The 16,335-nt window shown below is 72.5% G+C and carries 9 protein-coding genes; 5 read left to right on the forward strand and 4 right to left on the reverse strand.

Annotated features, from left to right (window positions below; translation table 11 throughout):
* The first annotated feature begins 38 nt into the window (after positions 1-38).
* The 3 genes from BFN33_RS07300 (at position 39) to BFN33_RS07310 (ending at position 5,942) form a co-directional block, all read left to right on the forward strand.
* Positions 39-986, forward strand: a complete 948-nt coding sequence (locus tag BFN33_RS07300) for a helix-turn-helix domain-containing protein (protein ID WP_069759086.1) — start codon at positions 39-41, stop codon at positions 984-986.
* A 219-nt stretch (positions 987-1,205) separates the two neighbouring features.
* On the forward strand, positions 1,206-1,586 hold the full coding sequence (locus BFN33_RS07305; protein WP_370743258.1) for a hypothetical protein: 381 nt from the start codon (positions 1,206-1,208) through the stop codon (positions 1,584-1,586).
* A gap of 9 nt (positions 1,587-1,595) precedes the next feature.
* The gene (locus BFN33_RS07310) at positions 1,596-5,942 is read left to right on the forward strand and encodes a cation-translocating P-type ATPase (protein ID WP_069759088.1); all 4,347 of its coding nucleotides are present in this window, start codon (positions 1,596-1,598) and stop codon (positions 5,940-5,942) included.
* An 87-nt stretch (positions 5,943-6,029) separates the two neighbouring features.
* Here the strand turns inward: BFN33_RS07310 and BFN33_RS07315 are convergent, their stop codons facing one another.
* Complete coding sequence (locus BFN33_RS07315; RefSeq protein WP_069759089.1) at positions 6,030-7,475, reverse strand: MFS transporter; 1,446 nt, start codon at positions 7,473-7,475, stop codon at positions 6,030-6,032.
* 96 nt (positions 7,476-7,571) lie between these two features.
* Here BFN33_RS07315 and dusB point away from each other — a divergent pair, with 96 nt between their 5' ends.
* Positions 7,572-8,693, forward strand: a complete 1,122-nt coding sequence (dusB, locus tag BFN33_RS07320) for a tRNA dihydrouridine synthase DusB (protein ID WP_218108967.1) — start codon at positions 7,572-7,574, stop codon at positions 8,691-8,693.
* A gap of 626 nt (positions 8,694-9,319) precedes the next feature.
* On the opposite strand, the gene BFN33_RS07325 is transcribed toward dusB, so the two are convergent.
* The 3 genes from BFN33_RS07325 to BFN33_RS07335 all read right to left on the reverse strand — a co-directional run bounded on the left by BFN33_RS07325 (position 9,320) and on the right by BFN33_RS07335 (position 14,600).
* Positions 9,320-11,050: a CDP-alcohol phosphatidyltransferase gene (locus tag BFN33_RS07325; RefSeq protein ID WP_176742334.1), complete on the reverse strand. Its 1,731-nt coding sequence runs from the start codon at positions 11,048-11,050 to the stop codon at positions 9,320-9,322.
* Between the two features lie 188 nt (positions 11,051-11,238).
* Positions 11,239-13,179: a glycogen debranching N-terminal domain-containing protein gene (locus BFN33_RS07330; RefSeq protein ID WP_069759091.1), complete on the reverse strand. Its 1,941-nt coding sequence runs from the start codon at positions 13,177-13,179 to the stop codon at positions 11,239-11,241.
* Positions 13,176-14,600 (reverse strand): hypothetical protein, encoded by a 1,425-nt coding sequence (locus tag BFN33_RS07335; protein WP_069759092.1) that lies wholly within the window; start codon positions 14,598-14,600, stop codon positions 13,176-13,178. The genes BFN33_RS07330 and BFN33_RS07335 overlap by 4 nt, the downstream gene beginning before the upstream one ends.
* A 119-nt stretch (positions 14,601-14,719) precedes the next feature.
* Here BFN33_RS07335 and BFN33_RS07340 point away from each other — a divergent pair, with 119 nt between their 5' ends.
* Entirely contained in the window at positions 14,720-15,922 is a 1,203-nt protein-coding gene (locus BFN33_RS07340; RefSeq protein ID WP_088245282.1) for an ROK family transcriptional regulator, read from the forward strand.
* The last annotated feature ends 413 nt before the right edge of the window (positions 15,923-16,335 follow it).

The raw sequence follows: 16,335 nt of genomic DNA on the forward strand, positions 1-16,335 counted from the left end.
ACCTGGCAACAGGGTCCGGGTGGAGGCAGGCTGGAGACATGACCACCATGGCCCAGGAGACAGCCGTACCGGCGACCGCGTCCCACTCGTCCCTCTCGTCGATCCGGCGCCACGAACTCGCCGCCTTCCTGCGCCACCGCCGCGAGCACATCGCCCCCGAACAGGTCGGTCTGCCCCGCGGCCGCCGGCGCCGCACCCCGGGCCTGCGCCGGGAGGAGGTCGCCCAGCTCTCCGCGGTCGGTGTCACCTGGTACACCTGGTTGGAGCAGGCCCGGGACATCCAGGTGTCCGTGCAGGTCCTGGACGCCCTCGCCCGCGCACTGCTGCTGGACCCGAGCGAGCGCTCGCACCTCTTCCAGCTCGCCGGCGCGGTCGACCCGACACCGGCCACCGTCTGCCCGTCGGTCACCCCGGCCATCCAGCAGGTGCTCGAACAGCTGGAGCCGGTCCCGGCCTGCGTGCAGAACAGCCGCTACGACATCCTCGCCTACAACCGGACCTACGGCCTGCTGCTGTGCGACCTGGACGCGGTGCCGCCCGAGGACCGCAACTGCATGATCCTCTCCTACACCGACGACGACTGGCGCTCCTCGATCGTCCACCTGGCGGAGGCGCAGCGCCTGATGGCAGCCCGCTTCCGGGCCACCATGGCCGGACACCTCGCCGAGCCCGGCTGGAAGATGCTCCTGAAGCGGCTGCGCACGGAGTCCCCGGAGTTCCGCGAGGTCTGGGACCGGCACGAGGTCATCGAACACCGGGGCCGCCGCAAGGAGTTCATGAACCGCTACGTCGGCCATGTCTCCGTCGACCACACCGACCTGTGGCTCGGCCCCGAGGCGGGGCCGCGCATGGTGACCTACGCCCCCGCCGACGAGGAGTCCCGGCTGCGGCTGGAGAAGCTGCACGCGATCGCCCTGGAGCGGACCCCGGCCCGCACGGCGTCACAGCGCGCCCTCTCCTGCGACGCCGTCGGCCCCCGCGCCTGACCGGTTGTCGCAGGTGGGGATGATCGCCCGCAGTGCGGGAACCCGGTCGGTCCGAAGAGAAGACCCCCCCCACAGGCGAGGCGAGTCATGGCCGAGCAGAAATCGTCGCAGCAGATAGCAGAGTCAGAATCACCGTCACCGGCGCAGGGGCTTCCGCAGCCGCTGCGGGCGGCCGTTTCGGCACTGGGGAGGGTTCCCGGGGCCGGGACGGTGGGCCGGGTGGCCGGTGGAGCACTGGACCGGGTCGGAGCGGTGTCGCCGCGCGGCCGACGGCTCGCGGTGTACGCCGGGGCCGGGGTGCTCGGCGTCGCGGGCGTCGTCGAGTGGCCCGTCGCGGTCACCGGGGCGGCGGTGGCGTGGCTGACGCAACCGAGGCCGGGGGAGCGCGGGGAAGACGGGGAGCCGGGGGACGAGAGCCGGCCCACGCCCCGGGTACTGGCGTCGTCACACGGCAGGCCGTCCCACTCGTCGCACGGTTCGTCTCCCTCCCCGTCCCTCCGCACACCCTCCGACAAACTCCCTCCGCACGAGACGGCGTCGCCGTCCGACCGAGGCGGCCCCGGCGGCGCCACCGCGGGCCGTACCCGATCCGACGACTGAGGACCAGTGATGAACCGAGGACTCACGACGGCAGCCGCGGGTCTCGTCCTGGCCGGCCCCCGTCTGCTGGCCAGGGGTACGCCCGCCGCGGTCGGCGCGGCCGCGGGAGCGGTGGCCGGAACGGCCCGGGCCGGCGTCCGCACGGCGGACTTCGCGGCCCGGGCGACGAGGGCCGCCCGCGCGGCCCTCCCGGGAGCATCCCCGGACTGGCGAGCGGGCCGGCGGGCCCATCTGGCGCTGCGCGCGGAGGCGGACGCGGACGCGGACGGAGAGTACGCAGAACAGCGGGCCGACGCGGAGGCAGGTGCCGGCCCCTCGTCTCCACCGCCCCGCGCCACCCGCACCGAACACCGTGCCCGGCGTCTCGTCACCGCCCTCGCCGAGCACCCCGACATCGCTCTGGCCTACTGGGACCAGGGCCTCGGGCGGCTCGTCGTGACCGCGGCCGAGGGAGTGGCCACCGAGCGGGTCGTGGAGCGGGTCTCGGTGCTTGCCGAGCGGTACGGGCTGGTGGCGGCCGACCAGGATGTCGAGGAGCTCGCCCACCCCGGTGACCCCGGCTCCATACGGACCGCGGGCGTGGCGCTCGTCGCCGACGGCGTCGGAGCCGCCGCCGCGTTCGCCGGGTCCGCGCTGCGGCTGCCGGCGTCGCCGCGGCCGGTGACGGCGGTGGTGACGCTGCTGCGGGAGAACCCCCGCTTCAGGGGCTGGCTGGGAGGGCGGCTCGGGAGCGCGCGGATGGACGTGGCGCTGGCCGTCGTGAACGCCGCCGTGCACGGTGCCGGTCACAGTCCCACCTCCCTGCTGCTCGACGGAACGCTGCGCACCTGCCAGCTGGCGGAGGCAGTCGTACGGACGGCCACCTTCGAAGCCGTCCACGACGACCTGTGCGTCCCGGACCGGGACAGCGTGCCCGCGGATCTGGCCCTGCGCCCGCCGCCGGGGCCCTCGCCCGCCCAGGAGTACGCGGGCCACGCCTCGGCAGGCAGCATCGCCGGCGCCGTCGCCGCGATGCTCGTCAAACACAACGTGACCGAGGCCGCGGAGGCGGTCCTCGCGGGCTCCCCGAAGGCCGCGCGCTACGGCCCTGCCGCCTTCCACGCCGTACTGAGCACAGCGCTGTCCCGTTCCGGCGTCCTGGTGCGCGACCCGGACCGGCTGCGACAGCTGGAGACCGTCGGCACCGTCCTCCTGCACCCGAGCGCCCTGCGCACCCCGGGCGCGGGCGCGGACCCATGGGCGGAACCCGTGCTGGACGCGGCCCGGCGCGCCGGACTCCGTGTCGTCGTCGTGGACGACCCCGCACTGGCCGAGTTCACCGGCCTCGCGGATCAAGTCGTGGACGCCGAACGCCCGTTGAAGGACATCGTCGACCAACTCCACGACGACAGCGATGGCGAGGACGAGGGGAACGGCGGCGGTGGTGTCCTCACCGTCGCCCGCCCCCAGGACGCCGACGTCGTCGCCGGGCTCCTCCGGGGCGACGTGGCCGTCTCCCTCACCGACGGCGGCTGCGCGGTCGCCTGGGGTGCCGACCTCCTCGCCCCGCACGGACTGCCCGACGTCTGGCGGCTGTTGACGGCCGTGCCGGCGGCCCGTGCGGTCGGCCACCGCTCCCAGACCCTGGCCCGCTCGGGCGCCGCCCTGTCCGGACTCCTCGTCGCCGTCGGCGACTCGGGCCGCGGCCGACGCCGTACGGCACTCCCCGGCCTCCGGCACGCACCCGTCGACGCGGCCGCGGCCGCCGCCCTTTTCACCGGCACCCGCGCCGCCCTCCGCGTGGCCACCGCGAGCCCCCCGCACCCGCGTCCCCGGGTGGCCTGGCACGCCCTGGACCCGGACGCCGTACGCGACCGTCTGGAAAAGGAGGCACCCCCGGAGCCGACGCTCGTGGAGCAGACGACCGCACGGGTCCGTACGGCCGCCGACACCGTCGTACGACTGCCCGTGCTGGCCCCCGTCAGGTGGTCGGCACAGCTCGCCCGGGCCGTGCGCAACGAGCTGGACGACCCGCTGACCCCCGTCCTGGCGGTCGGCTCGGCCGCGTCCGCGATCCTCGGGTCCGCGATGGACGCCCTGCTGGTGGTCGGCGCCCTCGACCTGAACGCCCTCGTCGGCGGACTCCAGCGGCTGCGCGCCGAGCGGGCCCTGTCCGGGCTGCTCGCCCAGCAGAAGCAGAAGGCCCGGGTCACGGAGGAGGACGCGGAACCGCATGTCGTCGACGCCGCCAAGCTGCGCCCGGGGGACGTCATCGAGCTCACGCTGGACGACGTCGTGCCCGCCGACGCCCGTCTGCTGTGGGAGGACGGCCTGGAGGTCGACGAGTCCGCGCTGACCGGCGAGTCCCTCCCGGTCGACAAGTCCACCGACCCGAGCCCTCACGCCCCCGTCGCCGAACGGCACTGCATGGTCTTCGAGGGGACGACCGTGGTGGCCGGACAGGCCCGTGCGGTCGTCGTGGACACCGGCGACCGCACCGAGGCCGCCCGCGCCGTCGCACTCGCCGCCCGCACCCCGGCCGCCGCCGGAGTCCAGGCCCGGCTCCAGGAAATCACCCGCAAGGCAATGCCGTTGACGATGGCGGGCGGTGCCGCGGTCACCGGGCTCGCCCTGGTACGCGGCACCCCGCTGCGGCAGGCGGTCAGCGGCGGGGTCGCGGTCGCCGTGGCCGCCGTACCGGAAGGGCTGCCGCTGGTGGCCACCGTCGCGCAACTGGCGGCGGCCCGCCGGCTCAGCGCGCACGGCGTCCTGGTCCGCGCCCCGCGCACCCTGGAGGCCCTGGGGCGCATGGACACCATCTGCTTCGACAAGACCGGCACGCTCACCGAGAACCGGCTGCGGCTGGTCCGGGTCACCGACGCGGACGGCACGGTCCACACCCTCGACGAGCCCGGCGCGGACGGCCCGCTGCGGGTCGCGGCCCGCGCCTGTCCCCAGCTCGACGGCGACTCCGGGCAGCGCCCGGCCCACGCCACCGACGAGGCCGTCCTGGACGCGGCTCCCCCCGACGAGGAGTGGACCCAGCTGGAGGGCCAGCCCTTCGAGGCCGCCCGAGGTTACGCGGCCGCCGTCGGACACCCGGGCGACGGCTCCCCGGTCCTGGTCCTCAAGGGCGCCCCGGAGACCGTCCTGCCCGCCTGCGCCGACCTCCCCGCCGAGGCCTCCGACCGGGCCCAGTCGCTGGCCCGCGACGGCCTGCGCGTCCTGGCTGTGGCCCGCCGTCCGCTCGACGGCGACGGTGCGGGCGACGAGAAGGCCGTACTCGAAGAGCCTTTGCGGGACCTTGAGTTCGTGGGCCTGCTGGCCCTCGCCGACGTCGCCCGGGAGACCTCCCCGGACCTGGTCCACGGACTGCGCGAGGCGGGTGTACGGCCTGTCGTGCTGACCGGCGACCACCCGCAGACCGCCCACGCCATCGCCACCGACCTCGGCTGGCCCGAGGACGCCACGGTCGTCACCGGCGACGAACTGGCCGCCGCCGACCGCTCGGCCCGCTCCCGGATGCTGCGCGACGCCGATGTCGTGGCCCGGGTCGCGCCCGAGCAGAAACTTCAGGTCGTCGAGGCCCTCAGGGACGCGGGCCGGGTCGTCGGCATGGTCGGCGACGGCGCCAACGACGCGGCCGCCATCCGCGCCGCCGACATCGGCGTCGGCATCAGCGCCCGCGGCTCGGCCGCCGCCCGCAACGCCGCCGACCTCGTCCTGACCGGCGACGACCTCACCGTCCTCATCGAAGCCGTCCGCGAGGGCCGCGCCCTGTGGCACAGCGTCGCCGACGCCATCGCCATCCTGATCGGCGGCAACGCGGGCGAGGTGGGCTTCGGCATCCTCGGCACGCTCCTGTCCGGCGCCGCACCCCTGTCCACCCGCCAGATGCTCCTGGTGAACCTCTTCACCGACCTGTTCCCGGCGATGGCGGTGGCGGTGACGCCGACGGAGAAACCGACGGAGGACGAGCCCTCGGTCGACTCGATCCTGGGCGCCGCTCTGACCCGCCAGATCCGCAACCGCGCGATCACCACCTGCCTGGGCGCCACCGTGGCCTGGCTGATCGGCCGCTTCACCCCGGGCACGGCCCGCCGCTCGACGACGATGGCACTGTGCGCGGTGGTGGGCACGCAGCTCGCCCAGACACTGGCGGACCGCCGGGAGAGCCCCTTGGTCCGCTTCACGTCCCTGGGCTCGGCGGTGGCGTTGTTCGCCGTGGTGGAGATCCCGGGCGTGAGCCAGTTGTTCGGCTGCACACCGCTGGGGCCACTCGCGTGGGCGGGGGTGGCGGCGGCGATCGTGCTGGCGTTGGCGGGTCAGAGGTTTGTGCCTGCACTGGAGCGAACGGTACTGAATCAACTGCGCTGAGTGGACGCACTGAGGGGCGCGGGGCCGTATCGATGTGCGGCTACCGCCGCGTGGGCGCGACCACCCCACCGACCCGCAGCCGCCGAACTACGCGCTGACCCCCGCCGCCTCGCGAACCTCCACGGACTCCAGCCGCTCAGCCGTCCGCTCAGCGGAACGCCGGGCCCACGGCCCAGTGGTCACCGCCCCGAGCACCAGCACCGCGACCCCGCACCCGGCCAGGATCCACCACCCCGGCACCGCGGCCGACACGAACTTCTCCTTGTACGACGAGGAGCTCACCCCGGAGGCCAGCACCGCCCCGATCACCGCGACACCCAGCGTCTGCCCGAGTTGCCGGCTCGTGGAGGCGACGGCGGCGGCGACCCCGGCCTGGGCGCGCGGCATCCCCGATACCGCCGTGTTGGTGATCGGCGCGTTGACGAACCCGAACCCGATCCCGAACAACACGTACCCGAGGAACAGCGTCAAGTCGGACGTCTCCGCGTCGAAAGCCGCGAAGAGCACCCCGCTCACCGTCATGGCGACCCCCGCGATCACCAGCGGCAGCCGCGGCCCCCGGCTCCCCACCAGCCGCCCGGCCAGCGGCGCGCACAGGAACATCGGCACCGCCATCGGCAGCATCCACAGACCGGCGTGCAGCGCGTCCAACCCGCGGACGTTCTGCAGATACAGCGTCGACAGGAAGAGGAATCCGCCGAGCCCCGCGAACGCGCTGATCGCTATCACCGTGGCCCCGCTGAACGGCGCGGACCGGAAGAAGCGCAGGTCGATGAGGGGCTCGTCGCGCCGGGGCTCGTACCAGAGCAGTCCGGCCAGGGCGACGACGGCCACGACGGCGAAGGGCAGGACGTAGGAGAACCCCGAGGCCGGCGCCTCGATGATCGCGTACGTCAGCGAGCCGAACAGCGCGATCACCAGGACCTGTCCGACCGGGTCGGGGCGGCGGGCCTTGGGCGCCCGGGACTCGGGGACGTACCGCAGGGTGAGCAGCAGGGCCGCGAGGCCGACCGGCAGGTTGACCCAGAAGATCGATCGCCAGCCGACCGAGTCCACGAGCACGCCGCCGACCAGCGGTCCCGCGGCCATGGAGATGCCGACGACCGCGCCCCACACCCCGATCGCCCGGGCGCGCTCGCGTGGGTCCGTGAAGGTGTTGGTGATGATCGACATCGCGACCGGGTTGAGCATCGAACCGCCGACCGCCTGCACCATGCGGAAGGCGATCAGTGCCTCCAGGTTCGGCGCGGCGGAACACAGCGCGGAGCCGATCGTGAAGACGACCAGGCCCGCCATGAAGACGCGTTTGCGGCCGATCCGGTCACCTGTGGAGCCGGCCAGCATCAGCAGCGAGGCGAGGACCAGGGTGTACGCGTCGATCGTCCACTGGAGGCCCGCCGTGCTCGCGTCCAGGCCTCGCTGCATGGCGGGCAGGGCGACGTTGAGGGCGGTGGTGTCGAGACTCACGATCAGCAGGCTCATACAGCAGATCGCGAGTACCAGCATGCGTCGGCGGTGGCTGAGCTCGGGCATGCGTGTCATCGTACGCCGATTTCGATAGTGCGTCTAACTAATGGTCCATGCATGATCGGTGCCCGAGCGGCGGGAGGGATGCGTGACAATGGGGGAATGCAGATCGGCCCTCACCTCGTCCAGCCCCCCGTCGTCCTGGCCCCCATGGCCGGTATCACCAACGCGCCCTTCCGCACCCTGTGCAGGGAGTTCAGTGGCGGCAAGGGCCTGTTCGTCAGCGAGATGATCACGACTCGGGCGCTGGTCGAGCGCAACGAGAAGACCATGCAGCTGATCCACTTCGACGCGACCGAGAAGCCGCGCTCCATCCAGTTGTACGGCGTCGACCCCGCCACCGTCGGCAAGGCCGTCCGCATGATCGCGGAGGAGGACCTGGCCGATCACATCGACCTGAACTTCGGCTGTCCGGTCCCCAAGGTCACGCGCAAGGGCGGCGGCTCGGCGCTGCCGTACAAGCGTCCGCTGCTCCGGGCGATCCTGCGGGAGGCCGTGAGCGGGGCGGGGGATCTGCCGGTCACGATGAAGATGCGCAAGGGGATCGACGACGACCACATCACGTATCTCGACGCGGGGCGGATCGCGGTCGAGGAGGGGATCACCTCCATCGCGCTGCACGGTCGTACCGCCGCCCAGCACTACGGCGGCACGGCGGACTGGGACGCGATCGCCCGCCTCAAGGACCACGTGCCGGAGATTCCCGTGCTCGGCAACGGGGACATCTGGTCGGCGTCGGACGCGCTGCGGATGGTGGCGTCCACCGGGTGCGACGGGGTGGTCGTCGGGCGGGGGTGTCTGGGGCGGCCGTGGCTGTTCGCGGATCTGGTGGCGGCGTTCGAAGGGCGTCCGGAGGACATCGCGCGGCCTTCGCTGCGGGAGGTGGCCGATGTCATGGTCCGGCACGCCACGCTGCTGGGTGAGTGGATCGGGGACGAGTCCCGCGGGGTCATCGACTTCCGTAAGCATGTGGCCTGGTATCTGAAGGGGTTCGCGGTCGGCAGCGAGATGCGCAAGCGGCTGGCCATCACGTCGTCGCTGTCGGAACTGCGGTCCGGTCTGGACGAGCTGGACCTGGACCAGCCCTGGCCGACGGGCGCCGACGGGCCGCGGGGTCGTACGTCCGGCAACAACCGGGTGGTGCTGCCGGATGGGTGGCTGAAGGACCCGTACGACTGTGCGGGGGTCGGGGAGGATGCGGAGTTGGAGACGTCTGGGGGCTGATGCCTGCGGCGGCCTGTACGGGGTCGGTGGGGGTGGGCGTTTTGCGCAGTTCCCCGCGCCCCTGGGTGCCTGCGGCGGCCTGTTTCGGTTCGGTGGGGGTCTTTGTAGCGCGTGCGGGTGTGTTGTGGGTCGGGGCCGGGGTGGGGGGTGTCCGTCCTCGGTCCGGCGGTTCGGCTGCTTCAACAGTGCTCGGTGACGGACGCCGGCCGCTGCGGGCGGACACCCCCCACCCCGTCCCCTTCGCGCCGTACGCGGCCAACGGCACGTCGTGGCGCACGGTACGGCGAACGGTCCCGGGGAGTGAGGTGACGAACGGTCCGTCCTGGCGCAGGTGACTGCAACTCCCCAGGGGCGCGGGGAACTGCGCGACCAGCCACAACGGACCCGCAGCCGCCCTACGACATCACGTGGCACCCCCATAGGCGCCCGCCCAAGCCCAGCGCAGCTGCCCGCGGGGAACTGCGCGACCAGCCACAACGGACCCGCAGCCGCCCTACGACATCACGTGGCACCCCCATAGGCGCCCGCCCAGGCCCAGCGCAGCTGCCCGCGGGGAACTGCGCGACCAGCCCCCACCGGGCCGCGGTCGCCCGACTACCCGACCCGGCACCCCCGTAGGCGCAGCGTCACCCGTTCGACGGGTGTGGAGTCGAGCCGTATGCCGTCAGGAAGCGGTCTCGGAAGGAGCTCATTTTCCAGACCGGGGCGTTGTGCGCCGGCTTCAGGCCGTCCGTCCAGTTCCAGGACGCGATCTTGTCCAGGACCTTCGGGTCCTTGGCGACGATGGAGATCGGCACGTCACGGCTGGCCTTCTCCCCGCTGACCCGGGCGATCGGCTGGTGGTCGCCGAGGAAGACGAGGACCGTGTCGTCGCTGCCGTAGCGCTCCAGCCACTGGGTCAGTGACGTGACCGAATACGAGATGGACTTGCCGTACTCCTGCTTGGAGCGGGTGGAGTCGGCGATGATCTCGGACGGCTTGTTGCCCGCCTTCTGGATGCCCTTGAAGATCGAGCCGTCGCCCAGGTCGTTCCAGTCGACCATCTTCGGGATGGGCGCCCAGGGCTGGTGGCTGGAGGTCAGGATGATCTCGGACATCAGCGGCTTGTCGCGCTTCTTGCCGTGGACCTGGCGCTGGTAGGCCTCCAGGGCGTATTGGTCGGGCATCGTCGACCAGCTGAACTTGGGTCCCTTGTAGCCGAGTTGGAAGGCGTTGTAGACCTTGTCGAGGTCGTAGTACTTCTGCTCGGGCCAGCCCTTCTGGACGCCTGGCATCACCCCGACCGTGTCCCAGGCGCCGGTCTTCTTGAAGGCCTTGGTGAGGCTGAGGTGGTCACTGGCCATGACCGTCCGGTAGCGCTGCTGGTTGTCGATCCAGAGGCCGGTGAGGGTCGTCGAGTGGCCCAGCCAGCTGCTGCCGCCGTACGTCGCCGAGGTCAGCCAGCCGCTCTTCGCGTGGAAGCCGGCCTTCGCGAGGGCCGCGGTGCTGGTGTCGAGGGTCTTGTCCACGCCGGGCGCGATGCCCGGGTCCTCGACGGCACTGCGCCCGTAGCTCTCGATGAAGGTGAAGATCATGTCCTTGCCGCGCAGGTCGGGCACCAGCTGGGAGCCGGGCGTGTTCCCGAAGGCGTCGACCTTGGCCACCTTCTGGAACTCCGCCTCGTCCCGCACGGTGGACACCACCCGCTTGGCCTGGGTGGCGGCGAGCGCGGCGGTGTGCTCGGAGGACAGCGGAATGCCGAAGATCTGCAGACCGAGCGCGGAGCAGGTGACCCAGACGGTGGCCGCGATGAGGGTGCCCCGGGTGGCGGTCTGCCGGTATCGGGCCAGCAGACCGCTCAGCCGGACCATCGCCAGCGCCATGACGGCCAGCAGGAGAAGGACCAGGACCACCGCGCCGACCGCGGCACCGACCGCCACACCCCTGCCCATCGAGTCCGCGACATACGACTGCGCGTCGTCGAGCAGCTCCCAGTCGAGGACGAGATTGAAGGGCCGCCCGAGGTAGTCGTTGAATCCCATGTCGAGCAGGTTCAGGATCGTCATCACGCCGAGTCCCACCCCGGACACCAGGGCCACCGCCAAGCGCGGCCGGCGCGGCAGCGCAAGCGCCACGGCCGCCCCGATGATCGCCTCCGCCGGAATCCGCACGAACGCCCGCGGGTGCAGGTAGACGACCTTGTTCGGCAGGAGCAGGGCGCCGAGGACCAGCAGGGCGGCGAGGACGTTGAGAGTCCAGCACGTGTTGCGTACGGCGGTGGGGTGCGCGTCCCGCCAGGACGGCTTTTCCGCCGGCGTACCGTCCGCACCCGTCGCCTCGGCCTCGGGTGACGTGCTCTCTGCAAGGGTCTCGGACACCCGAGGGTCCTTCCGTACGGGTCCTGGTAGGAGGCGGACCCGATATGGGGTCTCGGATCCGCCACCTTCCCGTACGGAGCGCTCAGGGCCTCAGTTCACGCCCTAGGGCAAACACCGGCCCAACCCTTGGTCAACGGTCAGACTCCGGCTTGTTCCGCACTCGCCGTACGACCTGCTCGCCCCCACGACTAGGCGCCTCCCACCGCCGTCAACAGAGCGAGCGGCGCCGCAGCGGACCGCGCCTCCCGCACACACGCGTGCGGATACGGCACCGGCTCTCCATGGGTCTCCCGCCCGTATCCCGCGAGGACTTCCGGCAAGCGGTGCCCGGCGGCCGTCGCCGCGTCCACCAGCCCGTGCGCCACTGCCCGCGCCTCGTCATGCAGCCCGTACCGGGCCAGTCCCAGCGTGATCAACGCGTTGTCGTGCGGCCACACCGAGCCCCGGTGATACGAGAGCGGGTGATACGCCGCCTGTCCGGCCGCCAGTGTCCTGACCCCCCACCCGGAGAAGAAGTCCGGCTCCAGCAGCCGCCGCCCCACCAGTTCTCCGTACTCCTTGTCGAGCAGCCCGGACCACAGCAGATGCCCGGCGTCGGAGGCCAGCGCGTCGACCTGCCGGCCCTCGCCGTCCAGCGCGAGCGCGGGAAAGGTGCGGTCCGGCATCCAGAAGTCCCGCTGGAAGCGGTCCCTGAGATCCGCCGAGGCCTGCTCGAGGAGCGCCGCGTAGGTCTCGTCCTCCCACACCGTGCGCGCGACCCACGCGGTCCGGCGCAGCGCGTCGTACGCGTAGCCCTGGGCGCCCGCGGCCATGACCGGTCCGCTCGCCCGTGCTCCGTCGGCGCCGCAGATCGCGCCGGGGGAGTCCTTCCAGTTCTGGTTGGCGAGGCCGCCCTGGTCGGCGCGGTAGACGAGGTAGCCGCGCGAGGTGAGTCCGCCGTGGTCGAGCATCCAGCCGATCGCGGCACGGGCGTGGGGCTCCAGGCGCCGGGCGAGCGGCAGGTCGCCGGTGTGCTCCACGTATGCGCCCAGCAGGATGAGGAAGAGTGGGGTGGCGTCGACCGAGCCGTAGTAGCGGCCGTACGGCACCTGGCCGAAGTGGGCCAGCTCTCCGTGCCGTACCTCGTGCACGATCTTGCCTGGCTGGGCCACGGAGGCCGCGCCGGTCTCGGTGGCCTGGGTCGCGGCGAGCGCGGGGAGCGTCGCGGCGGCCAGCTGGGGGCGGTAGGGGAGGGCGAAGAGCGAGGTCAGGAGGGCGTCCCGGCCCAGCAGGGTCAGGAACCAGGGGGCTCCGGCGGCCGGGACACGCAGGTCCTCGCCGTCGGGGCCGGTCGCCGGGACCTGCAGCGAGGCGAGGTCGGCGAGACCGCGGGCGCAGGCGGCGGCGAGCTCCGGCCAACCGGTCGGGAAGGCGACGCCCTCCACGAACTCGCCTTCCAGTGTAAGGAGTTGGCGGTTCAGCGCGGCCGGAGAGCTCGGCACCCGGCGGGCCCGCTTGTCGCCGTGCGGGCGGGCCATCACCCGCAGCGTCAGCTCGGCCGTGCCGTGCGGCTCCAGGTCCAGCGTCCAGACCAGGCGCCTGGCTCCGGTGCCCGTCTCCTCGACGGCGTCCGGGGCGGGGTCGGCCGTCACCGTCGTACAGGAACGCCATTCGGCGCGTTGGTAGGTGAACTCCACGCCGTCGTCGAGGATTTCGCGGCGGCGGATCGCGCCCGTCTTCGTGTATGTGCGGTAGTCGGAGCGGAGTTCGAACTGGTCGGTGAAGTCGGCGTCCGCGGTGACCGCGAGGCGGACCGTGGTCGGCACCGGGCGGTTGCTGGTGACCCGCAGGGATTCGACGAACGAGCCGTCCCCCACGGCCTGTTCGCGGAAGAGCGTGCAGGCGGGCGGCTCCTGGCGGCCGCCGCGCGGGACGAGGACACAGCGCGCGGTGTCGCCGTCGGCCACCGGCGACAGGGCCTCCGGTACCGCGCCGTCGACCGTGAGCTGCCAGCGGCTCAGGTGCCGGGCGTCGCGTACGAACAATCCGTCGGGGGAGCTGCCGCCGCCCCGGACGCCGCTGATGTCCCCGCCGTCACCCACGGCAGCGAACGTCCCGCCGTGCACGAGCAGATGTTGCCGGTCCGTCATCGCCGGTTCCCTCCCTTGAGTCCCATGTCCGCCGTGACTGTGGTGTCGCTGTGCAGCAGGTCGAGCGCGAGCGCGGCGGTCCAGCTGAAGCCGGTCGCCCCGCAGGCCTCTGAGGTGTACGGGTCGACGTACTCCGCGAAGTCGGTGGTCCCGGCGAGTTCGAGGGCCGACTCCCGCAGCGCGTCGGCCCGTCGGTGCTCGCCCTGGGTGCGCAGCCCGCGCTCCAGCAGCCAGGCGGTGTTGAACCAGGCCGGGCCGCGCCAGTAGCGGTGCGGATCGAAGGCCTCGCCGAGGAGGTCGTAGCTGGGCACGAGGCGGGTGGTGGTGCCGAGGCCGAAGTGGGGGCCGGAGGCGGTCCGCACGACCTCCGTGACGATGTCCCGCGGCAGGCCGGGGAGCAGCAGGGGGAGCAGGCCGGAGACTCCGCGCTCGGGGATCAGGGTGCCGCGCCTGTCCTGGGCGGGTCCTCGCAGATCCCGGCACAGGAACATCCCGCTCGCCGGATCCCACAACCGCTCCACCAGCGCCGCCGTCAGCCGCTCAGCGCGCGCGTGCCGGGCCGTGCCGGGCGCCCCCAGCTCCTCGGCGATCCGGGCGAGGGCGTGTTCGGAGGCGATGAGCAGGGCGTTGAAGGCGGGGTCCTCGACGGCGAACTCCCCGCCGCCGTCGGCGTACCCGGCGTCCCGGTAGTCCGTCGCGAGCCGCACATACCGGCCGTAGTCCAGATCCGTCGGCCGGTCCTCCGCGGACCCGTGGTCGAGGTCGGCGCGGCGGAAGGAGCGGGCCGGTGCCGGTGTGACGCGGGAGAGCGGGAGGTCCCAGGCGGGGCTGTTGTCCATACCCTGTTCCCAGGGGTGCACGACGGACGCGAGGCCGCCGCCGCCCAGGTCGCGGCGGTGCAGGAGGTAGCGGTGCCAGGCGGCCAGGCGGGGGTACATGCGGGCGAGGAAGCCGCGCGCACGGGACAGACCGGGGTCGGCGCGGTGGACCAGCCACACCGCGAGGGCGTGGACCGGTGGCTGCACGATGCCGGACGTCTGTACGGTGCGCGGGGCGCCCGCGCCGTGCCCCGCGGTCGAGGAGCGCCAGAAGTCGGGGCTCGGGAAGTACGCGTCGAGCGGTACGGAGGGGTTGAAGACGATGTGCGGGACGCGCCCGTCGCCCCACTGGGCCGCCAGCAGCGTCTCCAGCTCGGTCTGGGCCCGCAGTGGGGAGAGGTGGCGCAGGCCGATCGCGATGAACGCGGAGTCCCAGGACCACTGGTGCGGGTACAGACTGCGCGAGGGCACCGTGGAGGCGCCGGTCCAGTTGCCTTCCAGCACCCTCGCCGCCCTGACATGCAGGGAATGTGACGAACGCGGCGGATCGTATGCGATCGAGCGCGCCGCGGAAGGGGTGATGAGCTGGGCAGTGCGATCCACTCGGGGCTCCCCGAAGACGTGTGACCGACCGGTTCGGTCAGGGCTACCGTAGGGTTACGTCTATTTAACACGCAAAACTCAGAATGTAATGCAGAGTTGAGAAACACAAGGGGGTGCGCATGACCGGACGGAGTCAGACCGGCGCCGGAGATCTGCTCGAACTGGTCCGCAGCGGGCGAGCCGTCACGCGCGGGGCGCTCCAGCAGGCCACGGGACTGTCCCGGGCGACCGTCGGCCAGCGCCTCGACCGGCTCTTTCGCGCGGGCTGGCTGCGCGAGGGCGCCGGGGGGCCCGTCGACTCCCCGCTGGGCGGCCGCCCCTCCATCACCCTGGAGTTCGACGACGCCCACGCCGTCGTCCTCGCCGCCGACCTGGAGACCCGGCACGCGCGCGCGTGCGTGCTGTCCCTGACCGGCGAGATCCTCGCCGAGCACAGCGGCGCCCTGGCGATCGAGGACGGCCCGGACGCCGTGCTCGGTGAGCTGGGCCGCTGGTTCGCCGAGCTGCTGGAGAAGGCGGGACACCGGGCGGAGGAGGTCTGCGGGATCGGGCTCGCCGTGCCGGGCCCGGTCGACCTGGAGAGCGGCCGGGTGGTCCAGCCGCCGATCATGCCCGGCTGGGACGGCTACGACATAAGAGGCCGTCTGTCCGGAGCCTTCACCGAGCACACCGGGACCGGTCCGGTCCCCGTGCTCGTCGACAACGACGCCAACCTCATGGCGTACGGCGAACAGCGCACGGCCTACCCCGACTGCTCGGCGTTCGTCCTGGTCAAGGTCTCGACGGGCATCGGCGCCGGAGTCGTGGTCGACGGCTCGGTCTACCGGGGCATCGACGGCGGCGCGGGCGACCTCGGCCATATCCGGGTCCCCGCGGGAGCGGAGGCGCTGTGCCGCTGCGGTTCCTACGGCTGTCTCGCCGCCGTCGCGAGCGGCGGTGCCGTGGCGCGCCGGCTGGCGGCTGCCGGGGTGCCGGCGGCGTCGGGCTCGGATGTGCGGGACCTGCTCGCGTCCGGGCATCCGGAGGCGGCGGCGCTCGCACGCGAGGCGGGGCGGCAGGTCGGGGACGTGCTGGCGACCGTCGTGACCCTGCTGAACCCGGGGGTTCTGATGATCGCCGGGGATCTGGCCGGCACTCCCTTCCTCACGGGCGTCCGGGAGCTGCTGTACCAGCGGGCGCTGCCCCGCTCCACCGCCCGGCTCGAGGTCGTGACCTCGCGGCTGGGGGAGCGGGCCGGGCTGATAGGGGCGGGTGCGCTGGTCGTGGAGCATCTGTACGCGCCCGCGCGGGTCGAGGAGAGGCTGCTGGCCATGGGCGTATGACGCCCGTGTTTCTCCTCCCTTTCCGTCCGAATGCCCGTCCGCATGGTGAAATCCGTCTCCCTGTGGCAGCGTGATTCTCGCCACCCTTGAGAGGGGTGCCGCTCGGATGAGCGGATCTTGGGCGACTGCACTTCTCCAAGGGGTGGCACTGAGTGCCACCCCGTGATCGTTCATCGATCGAAATCAGGCGTGCGAATAGCCGCTCGAATGAGCAACTGGGAGGCCTGTGGAGGGTTGCCGCGTTCAAGAAGTGAAAACATCCGTCGCGTGTCGCTTGCCAAGCTTTGACTTTCGATCCGCTGGCGGACGACTGGTTACGGGCGTATGACGCCCGAGTAGACGTACCCAGACGCCTTCGATCTGGGTATGTTCCTCGCCGTCAGGGCAGCCACCGCGTCCTCGAGGGAGTCGGA

The sequence above is a fragment of the Streptomyces sp. LUP47B genome, assembly GCF_001746295.1.
Classification (GTDB): domain Bacteria; phylum Actinomycetota; class Actinomycetes; order Streptomycetales; family Streptomycetaceae; genus Streptomyces.

Coding starts and splice junctions, on each gene's coding strand:
- BFN33_RS07300 (WP_069759086.1), top strand. CDS start 39: ATGACCACCATGGCCCAGGAGACAGCCGTACCGGCGACCGCGTCCCAC.
- BFN33_RS07330 (WP_069759091.1), bottom strand. CDS start 13,179: ATGACGGACCGGCAACATCTGCTCGTGCACGGCGGGACGTTCGCTGCC.
- BFN33_RS07340 (WP_088245282.1), top strand. CDS start 14,720: ATGACCGGACGGAGTCAGACCGGCGCCGGAGATCTGCTCGAACTGGTC.
- BFN33_RS07315 (WP_069759089.1), bottom strand. CDS start 7,475: ATGCCCGAGCTCAGCCACCGCCGACGCATGCTGGTACTCGCGATCTGC.
- BFN33_RS07310 (WP_069759088.1), top strand. CDS start 1,596: ATGAACCGAGGACTCACGACGGCAGCCGCGGGTCTCGTCCTGGCCGGC.
- dusB (WP_218108967.1), top strand. CDS start 7,572: ATGCAGATCGGCCCTCACCTCGTCCAGCCCCCCGTCGTCCTGGCCCCC.